The organism is Polaromonas sp. P3_B4 (assembly GCF_056402835.1).
On record NZ_JBFUGQ010000002.1, the window covers coordinates 140,118 to 160,326 of the forward strand.

The 20,209-nt window shown below is 63.4% G+C and carries 17 protein-coding genes; 16 read left to right on the forward strand and 1 reads right to left on the reverse strand.

Annotation, left to right across the window (positions count from 1 at the left end; all coding sequences use genetic code 11):
• Positions 1 to 15 precede the first annotated feature (15 nt).
• Together AC1DVV_RS17540 and AC1DVV_RS17545 are read left to right on the forward strand one after the other, a co-directional pair.
• Complete coding sequence (locus AC1DVV_RS17540) at positions 16 to 4,320, forward strand: PAS domain S-box protein (protein ID WP_477702433.1); 4,305 nt, start codon at positions 16 to 18, stop codon at positions 4,318 to 4,320.
• Positions 4,321 to 4,435: 115 nt separating this feature from the next.
• The gene (locus AC1DVV_RS17545; protein WP_457282824.1) at positions 4,436 to 5,080 is read left to right on the forward strand and encodes a response regulator; all 645 of its coding nucleotides are present in this window, start codon (positions 4,436 to 4,438) and stop codon (positions 5,078 to 5,080) included.
• A 232-nt stretch (positions 5,081 to 5,312) separates the two neighbouring features.
• Here AC1DVV_RS17545 and AC1DVV_RS17550 read toward each other — a convergent pair whose 3' ends face one another.
• The gene (locus AC1DVV_RS17550; protein WP_477666835.1) at positions 5,313 to 6,410 is read right to left on the reverse strand and encodes an MBL fold metallo-hydrolase; all 1,098 of its coding nucleotides are present in this window, start codon (positions 6,408 to 6,410) and stop codon (positions 5,313 to 5,315) included.
• Between the two features lie 104 nt (positions 6,411 to 6,514).
• On the opposite strand from AC1DVV_RS17550, the gene AC1DVV_RS17555 reads away from it, so the two are divergent.
• From AC1DVV_RS17555 to AC1DVV_RS17620, 14 genes are all read left to right on the forward strand, one after another.
• The gene (locus tag AC1DVV_RS17555; protein ID WP_477666834.1) at positions 6,515 to 6,919 is read left to right on the forward strand and encodes a MerR family transcriptional regulator; all 405 of its coding nucleotides are present in this window, start codon (positions 6,515 to 6,517) and stop codon (positions 6,917 to 6,919) included.
• A gap of 26 nt (positions 6,920 to 6,945) precedes the next feature.
• Entirely contained in the window at positions 6,946 to 8,139 is a 1,194-nt protein-coding gene (locus tag AC1DVV_RS17560; RefSeq protein ID WP_477666833.1) for a serine hydrolase domain-containing protein, read from the forward strand.
• A gap of 59 nt (positions 8,140 to 8,198) precedes the next feature.
• A complete protein-coding gene (locus AC1DVV_RS17565) occupies positions 8,199 to 8,642 on the forward strand; it encodes a PaaI family thioesterase (RefSeq protein WP_457282828.1) in 444 nt (147 codons plus the stop codon).
• Between the two features lie 34 nt (positions 8,643 to 8,676).
• Positions 8,677 to 9,858 (forward strand): isovaleryl-CoA dehydrogenase, encoded by a 1,182-nt coding sequence (locus tag AC1DVV_RS17570; RefSeq protein ID WP_457282829.1) that lies wholly within the window; start codon positions 8,677 to 8,679, stop codon positions 9,856 to 9,858.
• Positions 9,859 to 9,869: 11 nt separating this feature from the next.
• The gene (locus AC1DVV_RS17575) at positions 9,870 to 10,682 is read left to right on the forward strand and encodes a hypothetical protein (RefSeq protein ID WP_477666832.1); all 813 of its coding nucleotides are present in this window, start codon (positions 9,870 to 9,872) and stop codon (positions 10,680 to 10,682) included.
• Between the two features lie 51 nt (positions 10,683 to 10,733).
• Positions 10,734 to 11,426 carry a carbonate dehydratase gene (can, locus tag AC1DVV_RS17580; protein ID WP_477666831.1) on the forward strand — a complete coding sequence of 231 codons (693 nt, stop codon included), beginning with the start codon at positions 10,734 to 10,736 and terminating at the stop codon, positions 11,424 to 11,426.
• Positions 11,427 to 11,443: 17 nt separating this feature from the next.
• Positions 11,444 to 13,321 carry a bifunctional isocitrate dehydrogenase kinase/phosphatase gene (gene aceK, locus AC1DVV_RS17585; RefSeq protein WP_457282832.1) on the forward strand — a complete coding sequence of 626 codons (1,878 nt, stop codon included), beginning with the start codon at positions 11,444 to 11,446 and terminating at the stop codon, positions 13,319 to 13,321.
• Positions 13,322 to 13,390: 69 nt separating this feature from the next.
• On the forward strand, positions 13,391 to 14,980 hold the full coding sequence (locus tag AC1DVV_RS17590) for a serine hydrolase (protein WP_477702432.1): 1,590 nt from the start codon (positions 13,391 to 13,393) through the stop codon (positions 14,978 to 14,980).
• A 56-nt stretch (positions 14,981 to 15,036) separates the two neighbouring features.
• Positions 15,037 to 16,218, forward strand: coding sequence for an acetyl-CoA C-acyltransferase (locus AC1DVV_RS17595; protein WP_477649773.1), 1,182 nt, complete (start codon positions 15,037 to 15,039; stop codon positions 16,216 to 16,218).
• The gene (locus tag AC1DVV_RS17600) at positions 16,215 to 17,300 is read left to right on the forward strand and encodes a DUF695 domain-containing protein (protein WP_477702431.1); all 1,086 of its coding nucleotides are present in this window, start codon (positions 16,215 to 16,217) and stop codon (positions 17,298 to 17,300) included. The genes AC1DVV_RS17595 and AC1DVV_RS17600 overlap by 4 nt, the downstream gene beginning before the upstream one ends.
• Before the next feature lie 34 nt (positions 17,301 to 17,334).
• The gene (locus AC1DVV_RS17605; RefSeq protein ID WP_477666828.1) at positions 17,335 to 18,012 is read left to right on the forward strand and encodes an SDR family oxidoreductase; all 678 of its coding nucleotides are present in this window, start codon (positions 17,335 to 17,337) and stop codon (positions 18,010 to 18,012) included.
• A gap of 26 nt (positions 18,013 to 18,038) precedes the next feature.
• On the forward strand, positions 18,039 to 19,166 hold the full coding sequence (locus AC1DVV_RS17610) for an acyl-CoA dehydrogenase family protein (protein WP_477689826.1): 1,128 nt from the start codon (positions 18,039 to 18,041) through the stop codon (positions 19,164 to 19,166).
• A gap of 180 nt (positions 19,167 to 19,346) precedes the next feature.
• The gene (locus tag AC1DVV_RS17615) at positions 19,347 to 19,775 is read left to right on the forward strand and encodes a rhodanese-like domain-containing protein (protein WP_477702430.1); all 429 of its coding nucleotides are present in this window, start codon (positions 19,347 to 19,349) and stop codon (positions 19,773 to 19,775) included.
• Between the two features lie 10 nt (positions 19,776 to 19,785).
• Positions 19,786 to 20,202, forward strand: coding sequence for a YchJ family protein (locus tag AC1DVV_RS17620; RefSeq protein ID WP_477702429.1), 417 nt, complete (start codon positions 19,786 to 19,788; stop codon positions 20,200 to 20,202).
• Positions 20,203 to 20,209 lie beyond the last annotated feature (7 nt).

Below are 20,209 nucleotides of genomic sequence, written 5' to 3' on the forward strand. Positions count from 1 at the left end.
TGCGGCGCTGATGCCATGAAGCTTCAAATCACGCTGCGGACCCGCCTTGTCATGCTCGTGCTGGTGGCGATCGTGCCGATGTTTGGCCTGTCCATTTTCAAGGCCGTCTACAACGCCGACACAGCCGTCGAGCGCGCCCAAACCGACCTGCAATTCGCCGCATCGCTGGCCGCATCCAGCCAGCAGCGCCTGGCGGAATCGGCCCGGCAGATACTGACGGCGATTGTTCATGTGCCCAGCCTGCGGGACGGCAACGCCGACCGCTGCAACCGCTACCTTGTAGAGCTCAACAAGCTGTTTCCGCTTTACGCCAATTTCGGCATTGTGGGAACGGACGGCTATGCGCTGTGCAACGGGCAGGAAGGCGTGCGGCTCGGCTACCTGGGCGACCGTGCCTATTTCCGCAATGCTGTTGAGCAGCGCAGCTTTGTGGTGGGTGAATACATTGTGGGACGTGCCACGGGCCGGCCTTCCATCACATTTGCGTTGCCGCTGCTGGACAAGGACGGGCGCGTTGACATTGTGGCTTTTGCGTCGGTAGACCTGGCCGAGATGGCGAAGTCCACCATCGACGTCCAGCTGCCGCCCGGCGGCGCGCTGGGCATACACGACCGTGGTGGCGTGCTGCTGGCTGGCAAGCCCGACCTCCCCATACGAATCGGGCAGGTGGCCAGAAGCCCCGTGCTGAAGGCGGCCGTGCAGCAGATGCGTACCGGAACCAGCGATGGGCCGGACGGCACCGGGCAGCGCCGCCTGTGGGCTTTCATGCCCAGCAGCCCCGACGTGCACGCCGCTTTTTTTGTGGCGGTCAGCCTGGACCGCGAACTGGTCGTGGGCGCCAGCCGGGAACAGCTGTGGCTGGAACTGGTGGTGTTGTTGCTGGTGGCATTTGTGGGCGGCGGCGTCGCCTGGGTCATTGGCGGGCGTGCCATCGTGGAGCCCACCCGAAACATCCTTGAGGCCATCCGGCAGCTCCAGAACGGCCGGCTGGATGTGCGGATACCGCCAGGCCGGCCTGACGACTTCGGGGAGTTTGCGAGGATATCCACAGGTTTTAACCGCATGGCCGAGTCGCTTGAGCAACATCGGAGTGTCCTGGAGGCTGAACTGGCAAACAGCGAAGCCATCCAGCAGAAACTGCGGGACGCCCAGCGCCTGGGCCGCATCGGCTACTGGCAGCTGGACACCGGCACCGATGAAAGCTGGTGGTCCGATGAGGTGTACGAGGTGCTCGGCGTTGACCGCACGACCTTTGACAGGAGCCACGGCAGATTCATGCAACTGGTCCATCCCGGGGACCGCCAGGCCTTCAAGGAACGGCGCGATCTGTCCGTTCGGACCAACCAGCCGCTGGACATTGAGTTCCGCATCGTCACGTCCGCCGGCGAGATTCGATGGGTCCACCTGTTTGGCCGCGCTGACGAAGCACAGCCCGGGGACACCGGGCAGGAGGGGCAAGGCGCGGGCCGCGGCCCGTCGGGGCGCCGCCGCTCCGGCGTGATCCAGGAAATTACCGACCGCAAGCGCGCGGAACTGGTGGTGGCCCGCAGCACGGAGCTGCTGAACCGCACCGGCGCGCTGGGGAAAGTCGGTGGATGGGAGGTCGCTGTCGACACCATGACGCCTTACTGGTCTGAAGAAATTTACCGCATCCACGAACTCGATCCGGCGGCCGGCCTGGGGGTTGAGGAGGCGCTCGACTTTTACGCACCCGAAGCGCGGCGCACCATCCGCTCGGTCGCCCTGGCTGCCCTGAAGCAGGGTACGCCATGGGACCTGGAGCTGCCCCTCATCACGGCAAAGGGCCGGCGCATCTGGGTGCGCACGCAGGGCCGGGCTTTGCAGCGGGACGGCAAGGTTGTGAGCCTGGTCGGCGTGCTGCAGGACATCACGGAACAGCACGAAGCGCAGGCGCACCTGCGCCTTCTGGAAACCGCCGTATCCCGGCTCAACGACATTGTGCTCATCACCGAGGCCGCACCCATCGATGGCGCCGGCCCGCGCATCATCTTTGTCAACGACGCTTTTGAGCGCCGTACCGGTTACACGCGCGAAGAGGTGCTGGGAAAAACGCCACGCCTGATGCAGGGCCCCAAAACGCAGCGGGACGAGCTCGACCGCATCAAGGCTGCACTGGAAAAATGGCAGCCCGTGCGCGCCGAGCTGATCAATTACACCAAGAGCGGCGAGGAGGTCTGGCTGGAGCTCGACATTGTTCCGATCACCGACACCAAAGGCCACTACACCCACTGGGTCGCGGTGCAGCGCGACATCACCCAGCGCAAGCTGGCAGAGCAGGCGCTGGTAGAAAGTGAACACCGCTACTCGGCTCTCTTTGAAATGGCGCCGATCCCGATGTGGGTTTTTGACGCCGAGACCTATCGCTTCCTCATGGTCAACGAAGCCGCCGTCAAGAGCTATGGCTATACGATGGAAGAGTTTCTGTCGATGACGATCTACGACATTCGCAGCGAAGCAGAAGCTCAAAACCTCCGGACCCAGCACGCCGCCTCGCCTTTGATCGTCAAGGAGCGTTGGGAGCATCGCCGCAAGGACGGGTCGTTTTTCACCGCCCGCCCTTTTTCAACCTCGGTGCGGTATGCCGGCCGCCCGGCGCGTTTTGTCCTGGCACTGGATATCTCGGCCCAGGTCAAGGTTGAAAATGAGGTCCAGGAACACCTGTACACCTTGCAGCGCGCCGCTGACGCGGCCCAGGCCATCACCTGGCACCAGACGCTTGAAAGCACCATGCACGAGGTGGCCGAACAGGCCCGGGGGGTGATAGGCGCGCACCAGGCGATCGTCAGCCTCACCGTGAACAGCGACTGGGGGCAGGCCATCAACGCCCTGTCGCTTTCCGAAAAATATGCGAAATACCGGGACATGATCGAGGCGCCCGACGGCACCGGCATTTACGCCCTGGTCTGCCAGACCAACCGGTCCATGCGCATGACACAGGCAGAGCTGGAGGCGCATCCGCGCTGGCGCGGCTTCGGCAGCTACGCCGACAAGCATCCGGCCATGCGCGGCTGGCTGGCCGTACCGCTGACGGGCCGCGACGGCAAAAACATCGGGCTGCTCCAGCTGTCCGACAAATACCAGGGCGAGTTCACGCAGGAGGACGAATATGTGGCGCTCGAACTGGCCCAGCTCGCGTCCATCGCCATCCAGAACTCCCGCCTGATCGAGGAGGTCAGCCAGCTCAACACCGGGCTGGAGCAGAAAGTGGCGGACCGCACGCTGGCGCTGGAACGCCAGCAGGCCCTCTTCAAGGCGCTGGCCGAACAGGCGCCCCAGGTGGTATGGACCAGCGATCCGGACGGCGCGGCCACCTACTTCAACCGCGCCTGGTTTGACCTGGCGGGCGGCAAGATGGAGGACTGGACCGGCACGCAATGGTTTGCCGCCATTCATCCGGACGACCTCCCCGATATCAGGGCCCGCTGGCAGGTCGCCCGGGAGACGCGGTCGCAATATTCGGGCATACGCCGCGTGCTGGCCCGGGACGGCGTGCACACCATGTCCTACCGCGCATCGCCCGTGCTGGACGAACGCGGTGAAGTGGCCTTTTGGGTGGGCATCGACGCGGACATCACCGAGATCAAGGCCATTGAAGCCGCCCTGCGCCTGTCCAACCAGGAACTCGAAGCGTTTTCATACTCCGTGTCGCACGACCTTCGCTCGCCGCTAAACACCGTTGACGGCTTCAGCCGCCTGCTGGGCAAACACCTGGGGGCCGATGCCGGCGAGAAGGTGACGCACTACCTGGCACGTATCCAGGCCGGCGTGGCGCAGATGGGGCAACTGATTGAAGACCTGCTGTCGCTGGCGCAGGTGTCGCGCACCCCCCTGAATAACAAGGTGGTGGACCTGTCGGAGCTTGCCCGCATCATCCTGGACGAATGGCGGGTGCGCGACCCCGAGCGCAAGGTTGCGGTGAACATCGAAAAAGGCCTGAAGGCGCACGGCGACAGCCGGCTGGTCCGGGTGGTGATGGAAAACCTGATCGGCAATGCCTGGAAGTTCAGCGCCCAGCAACCCCTCAGCGAAATCACGGTAGGCTGCCAGCTTGATGCCGCGGGGCTGCCGGAGTTTTTCGTCAGGGACAACGGTGCCGGCTTCGACATGGCTTATGCCGACAAGCTCTTCAAGCCGTTTCAGCGTCTGCATGCTGTCGCGGAGTTTCCGGGCACGGGCATCGGGCTGGCCACCGTCAGCCGCGTGATCAAGCGGCACGGCGGCAGGTTGTGGGCCGAGGCGGCGCCCGGCAAGGGGGCAACGTTCTTCTTCACCCTGCCCACCGCACCGCTGTCTCCCTGACGCTGGCAGTGCCCGCTGGTGTTAGTTGATGCTTACTATCATTTTCTGTGAAGCGATTGAGTCGAATTGATTAAAATGCCCAAAATGAAACACTCCAATCCCCGTTCGGTCTGCCATGGCGCGTGAACCCAAGTCCTTCGAGGCCGCGATCACGGCTGCGGATTTCTCCAGCGAGGATTACTGCGGCACCAGCTATGCAGCCAAGCTTCTGGGGCTCTCCGTTGCGACGGTGCAGTCCCTGGTTGAAAAAGGGGAAATCGAGGCGTGGAAGACGCTGGGTGGGCACCGCCGCATTGCGCTGCAGTCCATCAACGCCTACCTGGCCAAAAACAGCCCACAGCTGTCCCGCGTCGACACCGACCCCAAAAGCCGCCTGCGGGTGCTGATGGTGGAAGACGACGAAGACACCCGCGAGCTGTACCGCTGCCAGTTTGAAGACTGGGACCTGCCGGTTGACTGCACCTGGATGCCATCTGCCCTGGAGGCCATGATGGATATCGCCAGCATGCGGCCCGACCTGCTGATCACGGACCTGTCCATGCCCGGCGTGGACGGCATTGAGATGCTTAAGGCGCTCAAACGCAACGTGCAGCTGGCCGATATGCAAATCGTGGTGATCAGCGGCCTGCCGCCCGACGCCATTGAGGCCCGCGGGGGCCTGCCGCAGCACGCCCACCTGCTGAAAAAACCTGTCAACTTTGAATGGCTGCACGGTTACCTCACCGCTTTGGTGACGGCTAACCGGAAGTGGCGTAGTTAAGCCCCCACGCTTTTCACTTCGCCTTCGGCTTCGTGTAATGCGCTGCCCCCCGAGGGGGCGCTGCGCCTGCGGCCCGGCAAAGCCGGTTCCGCGGCCCCGGCTGGTAAAGAAGGGGTCCCACGATCACTCATTCCTATGTGCCGAATCGGGCTGCAGGCCAATAGGGACGAGCGCGAGCAGCTACTAAAAACATAGCGGCCATGCTTGTGAGTGCAGCTCCGCCTGGCTCTGTTTACGGACCAACGCTGCTGAAACGGTAAATCCCATCGGCATCCAGCCGGCGCGTGAGCTTTTCGCCAAACCACAACGCATGCAGGTGCGCCACGGCTTCGCCCATGGCGAAGGTGGTCTGGTGCAGGTCCAGCTTGCGGGGGAACATGATGGGCAGTATGTCGGCCGCGCTGCAGGGCGCGGCGGTGCAGGCCTGCATGACTTCGGCCAGCCGGTCGCGATGGTGGTCGTGCAGCTGGCCTATGCGTGTGTGCAGGCCGCGAAAGGGTTTGCCGTGTGACGGCAGCACCAGCGTGTCTTCAGGCAGCGGCAGGAATTTGTCGATGGATTCCAGAAACAGCGTGAGCGCGTTCGACTCCGGCTCCATGTCGTACACGCTGACATTGGTCGAAATGCGCGGCAACACCATGTCGCCGCTGATGAGGGTGTTCAACTCTTCGCAGTGCAGCGCGATGTGTTCGGGTGCATGGCCGTAGCCGCTGATGCAGCGCCAGTCGCGCCCACCGATCCGAACCGTCATGCCGTCCATGATGCGGACGTAGCTGGCCGGCACGGCCGGCACCATGCCGGGGTAGTAGCTGGCCCGGCCGCGTATTTTCTCGACGGATTCCGGGTCAACCAGTCCGTGCGCGGCAAAAAAGCGCGCGGCGCTCTCGCCGCCGAAGCCGGTGGTGCTTTGCGAGCCAATGCGGGCTGACAGGTAGTCGGTGGCGCTGATCCACAACATGCAAACGTGTTTGGGCGTGGTCCAGCGCTCACACAGCCAGTGCGCCAGGCCGATGTGGTCGGGGTGCATGTGCGTCACGATGACGCGCAGCACCGGCAGGCCCTCAAGCTGGGTGGCAAAAACCGCCTCCCACTGCGCTATCGACTCGTCCCGGCTGATGCAGCAGTCCACGATGGTCCAGCCCTGGATCTTCGCGCCCGCCCGGTCCGGGTCGTCCATCTCGTCGCGCAGCAGCCACAGGTTGATGTGGTTCAGCGCAAAAGGCAGGGCCATGCGTATCCACTTGACGCCCGGCGCCACCTCCATGGTCATGCCCGACTCGGGCAGGGTGTCTCCAAAGGGGTAATCCAGTTGCTGCTCAAGGAGGTTCATGTCATCATTCGCGGTATATTTGACGTTTACGTAAACGTCATACACAACCATTGTAGGGACCGCGCCTGTTTCGCGCTGTCGCCCGCGTTTGCAAAGACCACATCATGGCCACCACCTACACCATCAGCGACCTGGCAAAAGAGTTTGACCTGACGACGCGCGCCATGCGTTTTTACGAAGACATGGGCTTGCTGCAGCCCCAGCGCGAAGGCGCGGGCGGGCGCAACCGCGTCTACACCGCGCGTGACCGTACCCGGCTCAAGCTTACCCTGCGCGCCAAGCGCCTGGGCCTGTCGCTGACCGAGGCCAAGGACATCATCGACATGTATGACAGCCCGCGCGACACCGGGCCGCAGCTGCGCAAGTTCCTCGCCATCCTGGCGCAGCACCGTGCACAGCTGGAGGAGCAGATGACCGAGCTGCAGGGCAACATCGAGGAGGTGAAAACGCACGAGCGCGAGGCCAAGGCGCTGCTGGCGAAACTTGAGAAGGCGAAGCAGGCGGCGTAGCGGTGACCTGCTTTGCGACTAGCCCCATGACGATCGATTCCCTGCGCCGCGCGGCCCTGGTCCTGTTCGCGGTGGGCCTGCCCGCCCTCGCGGCGGCCCAACAGGGATGCACCGGCTCATTCCTCAACCCTCAGCAGCGATTTCCGTTCAACGAAGCGCGGGCGGCTGCTGCGCCGGCGGTGTTTGGCCATGGCCTGCCATTGGAGAACGTGACGTATCGCGTTGCCGGGGATCCCGAAGCTCATTCGCTCGAGGAGTACCTGGCCCGTTTCTGCACGACGGGACTTCTCGTCCTGCATGAGGACCGGATCGTCTATGAGCGATACCTGCAGGGAACCGGCGCCCAGGACGCGCTGCACTCGGCGTCCATGTCGAAGACGATCCTGTCGCTGCTGGTCGGCGTGGCGATCGCGGAAGGCAAGCTGGCGCTGGACACCACCGTCAGGCAGGTCTTGCCCGACTTCGGAGCCAGCGCATTTGCCGACGACACGGTGGAGGATCTGCTGCGAATGGCCACCTCGGCCAAGCTTCATGCCGCCTACGAGGCGGGCGCAATATCGGACAACCGCGCGACCGACCCCACCGTCTCGCCGCGCCAGAGCATGCGGCGCTACCTGAAGGAGAAGACGGAGCGATCGCCCGCCGGCAAAACCTTCAGCTACAACGGCGCGGTGACCGCGTTGCTCGGCCTCATGCTGAGCGAACGTACCGGCATGAGCAACACCGCGTATCTGGAGGACAGGATATGGTCGCGCCTCGGGGCCGAGGGCGGCGGCTTCTGGATCAAGAACTTCCACGGCGAGGAGGGCGTTCAAGGCCAGTTCGCCGCGCGCCTGCGCGACTACGGCCGGCTGGGGGCGCTGGTGCTGAACCGGGGGCAGGCGGCAGGCGGGCAGGTCGTGCCCGCCGCATGGATCGACGAGATGGTCATGCTGCGGCCGGACAAGCCGCAGCCCAAGGGGGCCCCGTTCTATGGGTTGCACGTCTGGATTCCGCAGGCGGCCGGCGGCCGGTCCTTTTTCTGGGGTGTCGGCGGCCAGAATATCTTTGTCGATCCCGTCGCCCGCATGGTGATTGTCCATACGGGCAATTCGCGGGAAGCGCAATTTGCCGGCGATGCACATCTCTTTCCCCTTCGTGACGCGATCGCACGGACTCTCAGGTCGCGCGCGAAGCTTTCACCGCCCTTGGACAGTGCTTCCGCCAGCAGGCATAATTGACGTTTACGTAAACGTCAACTAAAACAAGAGCCGCCTTTTATCCGTTCAAAGGGTCTTCCATGGATGCAACCGCCGCACCGTCCACACTGTTTCGCCGCATTGAAGCCAGCTTTTTGCGCCAGGGCCTGATGCAGCACCTGGGCGCGCGCCTGCTGCGCGTGGAGCCCGGTCTGTGCGAGGTGGTCTTGCCCTATTCGGAGCGCGTGACGCAGCAGCAGGGCAGCTTTCACGGCGGCGCGATGGGCGCACTGGCCGATATCGCCGGGGGTTACGCCGCGCTGACCATGGCTGCGGAAGATTCCGAGGTCACCACGGTCGAATACAAAATCAACTTCATGGCCGGTTTCAGGGACGGCGAGCTGCGCGCCCTGGGCCGCGTCGTCAAGGCCGGCAAGCGCATCATCGTCACGACCGCTGAAGTCACGCACGTCGGCGCAGCGGGCAAGGAAAGCGCCTGCGCGCTGATGCAGCAGACGCTGGTGCCCGTGCCCAAGACCTACTAATCCAATCCCGTCATACGACTTCAGAAAGCCCACCATGACCAACATGCCCGGACTCAACTTCATGCTCGGTGAAGACATCGACGCACTGCGCGACGCAGTGCGCGAATTCGCACAGGCCGAGATCGCCCCGCGCGCCGCCGAGATCGACCGCAACGACCAGTTCCCGATGGACCTGTGGCAAAAAATGGGCTCGCTCGGCGTGCTCGGCATCACCGTGGGTGAGGAATACGGCGGCGCCAACATGGGCTACCTGGCCCACATGATCGCCATGGAAGAAATCAGCCGTGCCAGCGCCTCGGTGGGGCTGTCCTACGGCGCGCACAGCAACCTCTGCGTCAACCAGATCAAGCGCAACGGCACCGATGAGCAGCGCAAAAAATATTTGCCCAAGCTCATCACGGGTGAGCACGTGGGTGCGCTGGCCATGAGCGAACCCGGCGCCGGCAGCGACGTCATCAGCATGAAGCTCAAAGCCGAAGACAAGGGCGGCTACTACCTGCTCAACGGCAGCAAGATGTGGATCACCAACGGCCCCGACGCCGACACCCTGGTGGTCTATGCCAAGACCGAACCCGAACTCGGCGCGCGCGGCGTGACCGCCTTCCTGATTGAAAAAGGCATGAAGGGTTTTTCCGTTGCGCAAAAGCTCGACAAGCTCGGCATGCGCGGCAGCCATACCGGCGAGCTCGTCTTCAACAACGTCGAAGTCCCGGCCAGCCAGATTCTCGGCGGCCTCAACAGCGGCGCGAAAGTGCTGATGAGCGGGCTCGACTACGAACGCGCCGTGCTCACCGGCGGCCCGCTGGGCATCATGCAGTCCGTCATGGACAACGTCGTCCCCTACATCCACGACCGCAAGCAGTTCGGCCAGAGCATCGGCGAGTTCCAGCTCATCCAGGGCAAGGTCGCCGACATGTACACCGTGCTGCAGGCCGGCCGCTCATTTGCCTATACCGTCGCCAAAAACCTCGACATGCTGGGCACCGACCACGTGCGCCAGGTCCGCAAGGACTGCGCCTCCGTCATCCTCTGGTGCGCTGAAAAAGCCACCTGGATGGCCGGCGAAGGCGTGCAGATCTACGGCGGCAACGGTTACATCAACGAATACCCGCTGGGTCGCCTCTGGCGCGACGCCAAACTCTATGAAATCGGCGCCGGCACCAGCGAAATCCGCCGCATGCTGATCGGGCGCGAATTGTTCGCCGAGACCATGTAAGGCCAGTACCCATGCCAGTGACACATCAGACGGCGAGATGGCTCCTTGTGCTCGTGCTTGCCGCGCTTCTCGGTGCGTGCGAGAAAGATGAGCCCCCGCCCTACGCAGCAGTGCCGCAAGCCGACGCGACGTTCGAATGCGGCGTCCCCGAATCGCTGCGGGGAAAGGCCGTGAACGTCTTTCTTGATGCCTCAAGGGTGGGGGAGGTCTCCGAGGAAGCCGTGCTCGCCCTGAAGGGCCGCTTCGCGGCGTACGCTGTCGGTCTCACCCTGCGGGACGGCACAACCGTCAGCATCGACCTTGACGAGCCCATGGCTTTCACCGCCAAGGGCCAGACGCTTCATACAGGATGTGAGCAGTTCAAGTGGGCCAGCATGGGAAACCTCACGCTGTTTGAATACGCCCATGGCGCCGGAAATCCTTATCCCGCCCAGCAGTTGATGTATTCGCACGGCGCAACGCCTGACTTCAAGAACCTGCGCCCACTCCTTGCGGGAGGCAAGGGCGTATTCTATGAACGCGAAGGAGACCGCTGCCTGACCGGACTGGTCCAGGGTGACGGTGAGGTGGACAGGTGGTGCTACCAGAGCGGCAAGCTGCACCAGACCCGGAAGATGCTGACCGCGTCGCTCACTGACGGCAAATACCGTTTTGTCTGTGATTTTTCCGGAGAAGGCCCTTTGCTGGTCGATGCATCCATCGTGAAGTCCGGGCCGAACCCCACACCCTCGGCCCCGTTCAGCGACAAAGAGCTCGCCACCCTGACCGATAAATGCCTGGGCGAAAAAGCGCTGTTGAAGGCGAGGGCGATCGATGAAACATGACTTTCAGCCGCTTGCCGGACGGCATCCCCGCGGGCAGGCGAAAATACGCCCATGACCACTTCGCTCCAAGACCTCTTCGCCCATAACCGCGCCTGGGCCGCGCAGATGGAAGCCGAGCGCCCAGGCTTCTTCACCAGCCTTGTCAAGCAGCAGACGCCCAGGTATATGTGGATAGGCTGCTCTGACAGCCGCGTGCCCGCCAACCAGATCACCGGCCTTGAGCCCGGCGAGGTGTTCGTTCACCGCAACGTCGCCAACATCGTCGTGCACTCCGACCTCAACGCACTCTCGGCCATCCAGTTCGCCGTCGAGCGGCTCAAGGTCAAGGACATCATGGTGGTCGGGCACTACGGCTGCTCGGGCGTGCAGGCCGCGCTGGAAGGCGCGCGCATCGGCCTGGCCGACAACTGGCTTCGTCACATCCAGGATGTGCGCCACCGCCACCGCCAGCTCCTCGACAGCCTGCCCGAGGAAGTGCGTGCCAAAGCCCTGTGCGATATCAACGTCATCGAGCAGGTGGTCAATGTTTCCGTCAGCACCGTGATGGTTGATGCCTGGGCGCGCGGCCAGGAGGTCACCGTGCATGGCTGGGCCTTCGGTGTGCATGACGGCCTGCTGCAGGACCTGCAGATGAGCGTGTCGGCCCCCGACGAGCTCAACAAGTTCTACGGCAAGGCCATCGACCGTGTGTGGGACACCTGGAACGCCCGCGTCGGCGGCGGTGAACAGCAGCAGCTGGTCTGAACGGCGCAAAGCAAGCCATGTTCCCCCAGCGCCTGGACTCGAGCATTGCCTACGACATCGCCAAGGCGATGATGGACGGCTTCAACCGCCACTACCAACTGTTCCGAACCGAGTCCGCGCGCGCCAAGCACCGCTTTGAAACCGCAGACTGGCATGGCCAGCAGCGTGCCCAGCGCGAACGCATCGAGTTTTACGACTTGCGCGTGCGCGAAGCGTCCATGCGCCTGGAGCGCGAGTTCAAGGCCGGCGAGCAGCCCATGGACGTCTGGCAGCAGGTCAAACTCCATTACATCGGCCTGCTGGTCAACCACCACCAGCCCGAGCTGGCCGAAACGTTTTTCAATTCGGTCACCACCAAGATCCTGCACCGCAGCTACTTCCAGAACGACTTCATCTTCGTGCGGCCCGCCGTCAGCACCGAATACATCGAGAACGACGAGCTGGCTTCGCAGCCGACCTACCGCGCTTACTACCCCACGCGCGACAACATGCGCGAGGTGCTGCTGCAGCTGGTGCGCGACTTCGACCTGCGCCTGCCGTTTGACAACCTCGAGCGCGACGCGGGTTATGTGCTTGAAGCCATCAGCGGGCGGCTCACCGACGTCAAGCTGCGCGCCAACTTCCAGATCCAGGTGCTCACCAGCCTGTTTTTCCGCAACAAGGGCGCGTACGTCGTCGGCAAGATCATCAACGGCTTCAACGAAGTGCCGTTTGCGCTGCCGGTGCTGCACAACAAGGCCGGTAAATTGGTCATCGACGCCGCGCTGTTTGGTGAAGACGACCTGCTCATCCTGTTCAGCTTTGCTCGCGCCTACTTTATGGTCGACATGGGCATCCCATCGGCCTACGTGCAGTTTTTGCGCAGCATGATGCCGCACATGCCGCGCGCTGAAATCTACAACGCGCTGGGCCTGGCCAAGCAGGGCAAGACGCTTTTTTACCGCGACTTTCTGTACCACCTGCGGCATTCCACCGACAAGTTCCGCATCGCGCCCGGCATCAAGGGCATGGTCATGCTGGTGTTCGACTTGCCCTCGTTCCCCTACGTGTTCAAGGTCATCAAGGACTACTACCCGCCGCAAAAAGACACCACGCGCGAACAGATCAAGGGCAAGTACCTGCTGGTCAAGCAGCACGACCGTGTAGGCCGCATGGCCGACACACAGGAATACAGCGAAGTGGCCTTCCCGCGCGAGCGCTTTGATGATGAGCTGATCGCCGAGATCGAGAAATTCGCGCCCAGCCAGCTTGAAATCAGCGACCGCGACGGCGACGGTGCCACCGAAGTCATCATCAAGCACGTCTACATCGAGCGGCGCATGATCCCGCTCAATATCTATTTGCAGGAAGCCTTTGATGCCGGCGTGAAAGAGCCGGCAGCCCAGGACCAGATCGAGCGCGCCGTCGTCGAATACGGCAACGCCATCAAGGACCTGGTAGCCGCCAACATCTTCCCCGGCGACATGCTCTGGAAGAACTTCGGCATCACGCGCCACGGCAAGGTCGTGTTCTACGACTACGACGAGATCGAATACATCACCGACTGCAACTTCCGCAAGGTGCCAGCCGCGCGCAACGAGGAAGAAGAGATGAGCGGCGAGGTCTGGTATACCGTCGGCCCCAAGGACGTGTTTCCTGAAACTTTCGGCCCCTTCCTGCTCGGCAATGACGCGGTGCGCGAAGTCTTCATGAAGCACCATGGCGACCTGCTCGACGCCCATTTCTGGCAAAGCCACCAGGCACGCATCCAGGCCGGCCACGTGCACGACGTATTTCCTTATGAGCGCGAGAAACGTTTTGTCGCGCTGCACAGCCCCGGTGCTCCCCACGATGAAGTCCTCATGCAACTGCCGCCCGAGCCCGTGCTCACTGGCCTCAGCGGCCTGACGCCTTGAGGCGACGGTGCACGGACAAGCGAATGGCGATGGATGCCTTTCAGACCCTGTGACCTGAAGGAGACGTTGATGATGTCCGGCCTCTTTTCCCCGCGCTTGTTGCCTCTGGCATGGCTCATGGCTGTCGTTGCCGGCTCCCTGGTTGCACCCACCTACGCCCAGAGCCCGCCCGCGTCTGAGCAGATTTCCTACGCCATTGGCCAAATTGACGGCATGGCTGAGCAGTTGATGCGGCGCTCGGGGATTCCGGGTATGGCCGTGGCCGTGGTGGAGGGCGATCGCATCGTTTACGCCAAGGGTTTTGGTGTGCGTGCGGCCGGCTCCCCGCAGCCTGTCGATGCCGACACCGTTTTCCAGCTCGCTTCCATGTCCAAGCCGATTGGCGCCACGGTTGTCGCGCAGCAGGTCGGCGCCGAGAAGGTGAAGTGGGAAACACCCATGCGCAAGCACCTGCCCGGCTTTGCCCTGGGCAATGCCTACGTCAGCGAAAACATCACCATCGGCGACCTGTACGCGCACCGCTCCGGCTTGCCCGGCCATGCCGGCGACATGCTCGAAGAGCTCGGTTACCCGCAGCAGGACATCCTGCGCAGCTTCAGCCAGTTGCCGCTGACACCGTTTCGCGCTTCTTACGCCTATACCAACTACGGCATGACCGGCGCCGCGATGGCGGTCGCCGCGGCGGCCGGCACGGACTGGGCCAGCCTTTCGGAACAGGTGCTCTACAAGCCGCTGGGCATGGCATCAACCAGCTCGCGGTTTGCGGATTTCCTGGCCAGGTCGAACCGCGCGCCAGGCCATGTCAAGGAAAACGGCGTGTTTGTCATCGGTCCCGAGCGTGGCTACATCCCCGGCCGCCAGAACTGGTCCACGGGTTTCAACACCGACCGCCAGCAACCCTCCGGCGGCGTCAGTTCTTCGGCCAGGGATGTCGCGCGCTGGATGTCTTTTGTGCTGTCAGGGGGCATCGGCCCTGGCGGGCAACTGGTGCCGGCTGCTGCGTTGACGCCGGCCCTCACACCCAAGAACCTCACCCAGGAAGCCTCCGCGCCGGGCAAGCGTCCCGTGTTTTACGGCTATGGCTTCGCAATAAGCACCACCGAAGCCGGCCGCCCCGTGCTGAGCCACAACGGCGCATTTTCCTGGGGCGCGTCCACCAACTTCGCCGTCATGCCGTCGGCCAATCTGGGCATCGTGGTGCTCACCAATGCCTGGCCCACCGGTGTGGCCGAGGGGCTGGTGGCGCAGTTCTACGACCTGGTAGAGTTCCGCGCCGTGAAGAAGGATTGGTACGCCATTGCCGCCGCACAGATGGCCGAGGTCTTCACGCCGCAGGGCGAACTCGCGGGCAAGCCCCGCCCGGCGCAGCCCGCACCACCGTTGCAGGCCAACACGGGCACCTGGCGCAACGACTACCTCGGCCCGCTGCAGGTCGTGCGCACGGCGCAGGGTGCGCTTGAGCTGCGCATAGGTGCTGCGCCCCAGCTGGTCTTTCCCCTGCAGCATTGGGACGGCGACACCTATACCTTTGTGCCGCTCAACGACAGCGCGCCGCCGGGCTCGCTTTCCAAAGCCACGTTCAGCGGCAACCAGATCACCCTCGAGCACTACAACCAGCAAGGCCTGGGCACTTTCACACGCGTTGCGGCGCAGCCGTAAAGCCCGCCGCATTCCATTCGCTTTTTCACTACCTCAGTTTTTTCAAGGAGAACCTCATGTCTGATTCCATCGTCATCCTCGGCGCAGCCCGCACCCCCATGGGCGGCTTCCAGGGCGACTTCGCCAGCCTGTCGGCCCATGATCTGGGCGGCTACGCCATCAAGGCCGCCATCGAGCGTTCCGGCATCGCGCCTGAAAAGGTCGACGAAGTGCTGTTCGGCAACTGTCTGATGGCCGGCCAGGGCCAGGCGCCTGCACGCCAGGCCGGTTTCAAGGGCGGGCTGCCTGCCAGCGTGGGTGCCGTCACGCTGTCCAAAATGTGCGGCTCCGGCATGGAAGCCACCATGCTCGCGCACGACCAGCTCATCGCAGGCAGCCGCGACGTGATGGTTTCCGGCGGCATGGAAAGCATGACCAACGCACCCCACCTGCTGCTCAAGGGCCGCAGCGGCATCCGCATCGGGCACGACCGCATTTATGACCACATGATGCTCGACGGCCTGGAAGACGCTTATGAACCCGGCCGCGCCATGGGCACCTTCGGCGAGCAGTGCGCCGACAAGTACAAGTTCACCCGCGAGGCGCAGGACGCTTTTGCCACCGCCAGCGTCAACCGCGCCAAGGCCGCCACCGAATCCGGTGCCTTCAAGGCCGAAATCACGCCCATCACCGTCAAGGGCCGCAGCGGTGAAACGGTGATCTCCATCGACGAAGGCCCGGGCAAGGTCAAGCTCGACAAGATACCCACGCTCAAACCGGCCTTCAAGAAAGACGGCACCATCACCGCCGCCTCCAGCTCGTCCATCAACGACGGCGCCGCCGCCCTGGTGCTGGCGCGCGAATCGACCGCCAAAGAACTGGGCGCCACGCCCATCGCGCGCATCCTCGGCCACGCCACGTTTGCGCAAGACCCTGAATGGTTCACCACCGCCCCTGTCGGCGCCGTCAACAAGCTGCTCAAGAAAATCGGCTGGAGCGCCAAAGACGTGGACCTGTGGGAAGTCAATGAAGCCTTCGCCGTGGTGCCCATGGCGGCCATGAAAGAGCTCGGCATCAGCCACGACATCGTCAACGTCAACGGTGGTGCCTGTGCGCTGGGCCATCCCATCGGCGCGTCCGGTGCCCGTATCCTGGTCACGCTGATCCACGCGCTCAAGGCCCGCGGCCTGAAGAAAGGCGTTGCCACCTTGTGCATCGGCGGCGGTGAGGGCACAGCCATGGCGATCGAGCTGGTATGACGCAAGAAGCACCACAAACGCTTTCACCCGCTGAGCTCGCCCAGCGCATTGATGCCTTCTGGCTGAAATTCCAGGAGGGCGAGGCGGAGCTTGTCCGCCAGCCGGTACGCGACCAGGTCGAGAACATCAATGAAGTTCTCGAGGAGTACCTGGAGGGGCTGGCGCTGGAAATGTCGGCTGACGACGGTGACCAGCAGGTCGAACTGATCGCCACCGCGCACGGCAGTACCGAAACCTTTCCGCTGCTGCTGGATTTCGTCAAGCGCGCGCCGCCGCTGAAGCACTACAGCCTCACCGCTTTTCGCGCCCGCACGGAGAGCCCCGACTTCCCCATGCGGATGGATAACTTTGAGCTGGCAACCTCCGACGTGCTGATCGGCCACGTCGCCGATGAAGGGCAGGTGGGCATCGAAGTCATGTTTGCGCGTGAACTGCCCAGCGACATGCAGGACCATGCGCGCAACATGACCTTCATCATGCTCGACCATGTGCTGGGCGAGTACGACTTCGCGGTCAAGGTGGGTTTTGTGGACTTCGTCGATGCGTTCTCGGACGAAGTGGCCGGCTCCACGACGCTCGACAAGTTCGGCGCTGTGCTCGACGCGTTCTGGACGAACGAACTGGGGCACACAGGCTTGTTCCCGAGCGGCGAACACCGGTGGTCTGTCATGACAGTCGTCTTTGGCAACGACGGGGACGGTGACGAAGAGGGCGACGAAGAAGATGACCAGGAGGGCGACAAGGCGATCGTGGCGGTCAACCAGAGCGCCAATGCGATTGCAGCGCGGCCTGACCTGGGCCACGCGATCGAGCTGCGCCTGCCCGTGGATGACCATGCGGCACTGGAGCGTGCCCGCGAAGTCCAGGAGCAGATTGCCACCCGCCTGGAGCTTCAGCATGCCGGTATTCTGTCCCACACCGTGGTCAGGAACGGCCGGCGCCTGGCCAACTATTACGTGGGCGACCTGCCTGCCGCACTCGGCGTGATTGACACCAGCTTGCGCGGCGCATCGTTCGCCGACGTTGAGCTGAGCAATGCGTTCGATCCGTCCTGGTCGAAGTATTTCAATTTTGCGGGCTAGGGCTTGCAAACACAGTGTTAACAGGCCCTAATCCATGAAAGTCCTCGTCATCGGCGCATCACGCGGCATAGGCCTTGAATTCGTCAGCCAATACCTTGCCGACGGTGCCAACGTCATAGCCACCGCGCGCAACGACGAAGGCCTGCAGCGCCTCAAGGCCCTGGGCGCCAAGGCCTTGCGGCTGGACGTGGCCCAGCCTGCCAGCATCAGCGGCCTGGCCTGGCTGCTGGACGGCGAGGAGATCGACATCGCCCTCTACGTGGCCGGCGTCTTTCCGCAGGGCGATGCACTCTCGCCGCCGACGCGTGAGGCGTTTGACCACACCCTGCACACCAATGTGCTGGGCGCCATGCAGGCCATTCCGCAGGTCGCGCCCATGGTCGAAGCCGCACGCGGAGGCAAGGGAGGCTGCTTTGCCTTCATCACCAGCGGCATGGGTTGCATTGGCGAGGTACCGTCCAGCAGCAGCTGGACCTACCGCGTCAGCAAGGCTGCGCTGAACATGGCCGTGGCGTCTGCCCAGCATGACTACCCGCGCGCCATCATGGTGGCCTTGTCGCCCGGCTGGGTTCAAACTGACATGGGCGGCCTGGACGCGCCGCTCACCACGGTTCAAAGTGTCTCGGGCATGCGCAAGACCCTGGCTGGGCTGACCGCCGCACACAAGGGCGCCTTTCTTGACTACGACGGCCGCCGCTTCAGCACATGGTGAGCCCTGCACTCCACTGAAAGATTTCGATGATTCTGACCCAAGACCAAACCATGATCCGCGACGCGGTGCGCGACTTTGCGCAGGCCGAGCTCTGGCCCCACGCCGCGCGATGGGACAAAGAGCACCACTTCCCGGTCGAGGCGCACAAGGGCCTGGCCGCGCTCGGCGCTTACGGCATCTGCGTGCCCGAAGAGTTCGGCGGCGCCAATCTGGACTACCTCACGCTCGCGCTGGTGCTCGAAGAAATCGCCGCCGGCGACGGCGGCACCAGCACGGCCATCAGTGTCACCAACTGCCCGGTCAATGCCATCCTCATGCGCTACGGCAATGCACAACAGAAAAAGCAGTGGCTGACAAAACTCGCGCAGGGCGAAATGCTCGGTGTCTTTTGCCTGACGGAGCCGCATGTGGGCAGCGATGCTTCCTCGCTGCGAACCACGGCAGTCAAAGACGGCGACGAATACGTGATCAACGGCGTCAAGCAGTTCATCACCAGCGGCAAGAACGGCCACGCCGCCATCGTGATTGCGGTCACCGACAAGGGCGCCGGCAAAAAAGGCATGAGCGCCTTCATCGTGCCCACCAGCGCGCCGGGCTATGTCGTCGCGCGGCTTGAAGACAAACTGGGCCAGCACTCCAGTGACACCGCGCAAATCAATTTTGACAACTGCCGCATCCCGGCCGAGAACCTGATCGGCAACGAAGGCGAAGGCTACAAGATCGCGCTGGGTGCGCTCGAAGGCGGGCGCATCGGCATCGCCGCGCAAAGCGTGGGCATGGCGCGCAGCGCGTTTGAGTTTGCGCTCAGCTATGCCAAAGAACGCCAGAGCTTTGGCACCGCCATATTCAACCACCAGGCAGTAGGCTTTCGCCTGGCCGACTGCGCCACGAAGATCGAAGCGGCCCGCCAGCTGATCTGGCACGCCGCCAGCCTGCGCGACGCCGGCCTGCCCTGCCTGAAAGAAGCCGCCATGGCCAAGCTCTTTGCCAGCGAAATGGCCGAAGAGGTTTGCAGCGCCGCCATCCAGACGCTGGGCGGCTACGGCTATGTGAGCGATTTCCCGGTGGAGCGCATCTACCGCGATGTGCGGGTGTGCCAGATCTATGAAGGCACTTCCGACGTGCAAAAAATAATTATCCAACGAGGACTTTGAGCACACCCCCGTTGAAGCTCACTGCGTGTAGCTTCCTCCCCCCTTGCAGGGGGCGGCGCCTGCGGCCCGGCAAAGCCGGTTCCGCGGCCCCTGCTGGGTTTGCGGGATTTGTCGCACTGCGCATGGAGTGCACGCCGTAAACTTGTTAATTCAGTGGCTATCCACAGCAGGAGACAGAGCATGCCGATTACCAAAGGATTCCGCGCACTGGTCGACGAGGCCGTGGCGCAGGTCAAAACCTATTCCGTTGCAGAGGCCAGGTCAAAACTCGGCGACCCCAAGGTACAGATCGTCGATATCCGCGATGTGCGCGAGCTGGCAGCCGGCACTGTGGTGGACAGCTTTCACGCGCCGCGCGGCATGCTTGAATTCTGGGTAGACCCCGAGTCGCCATACCACAAGCCCCTGTTTGCCGACGAAGGCAAGGAGTTCATCCTCTTTTGCGGGGCAGGCTGGCGCAGCGCCCTGGCCACCAAGACCCTGCAGGACATGGGCATGCGCAATGTGGCCCACATCGACGGCGGTTATGCCGAATGGGTGAAGCAGGGCGCACCCACCGAAACGCTGGAAGAGCGCAAGGCGCGCGCCAACAACAACGCCTGCGGCTGATGCGCGGGTGATGCCGGGCCCGTCACCCTCTCAGCCGTGCCCCTGCGGCCGCACCGGTCCGGCCAAAAAGCCGTTGCCGTTCGCAAATTGCTGTGGCCGCTACCTTGGTCACTTCGACACCGTGCCCGCGCCCGACGCCGAGTCCCTCATGCGTTCGCGCTACACCGCCTTTGTGGCCGGGCGTGCCGACTACCTGCTCGCCACCTGGCACACCAGCCATCGGCCCGCTTCCATCGAGTTTGACCCCGGCGTGAAATGGCTGGGCCTCGAAGTGCGCAGCCATCGCCAGATCGATGACACCCACGCCGAGGTCGAATTCGTCGCCCGCCAGAAAACCCCAGGCAGTCCGGCCGTGCGCCTGCACGAACGCAGCCGCTTTATTCTCGAGTTAGGTCGTTGGTACTACGTCGACGGCGACCACCTGTGATGAGCTA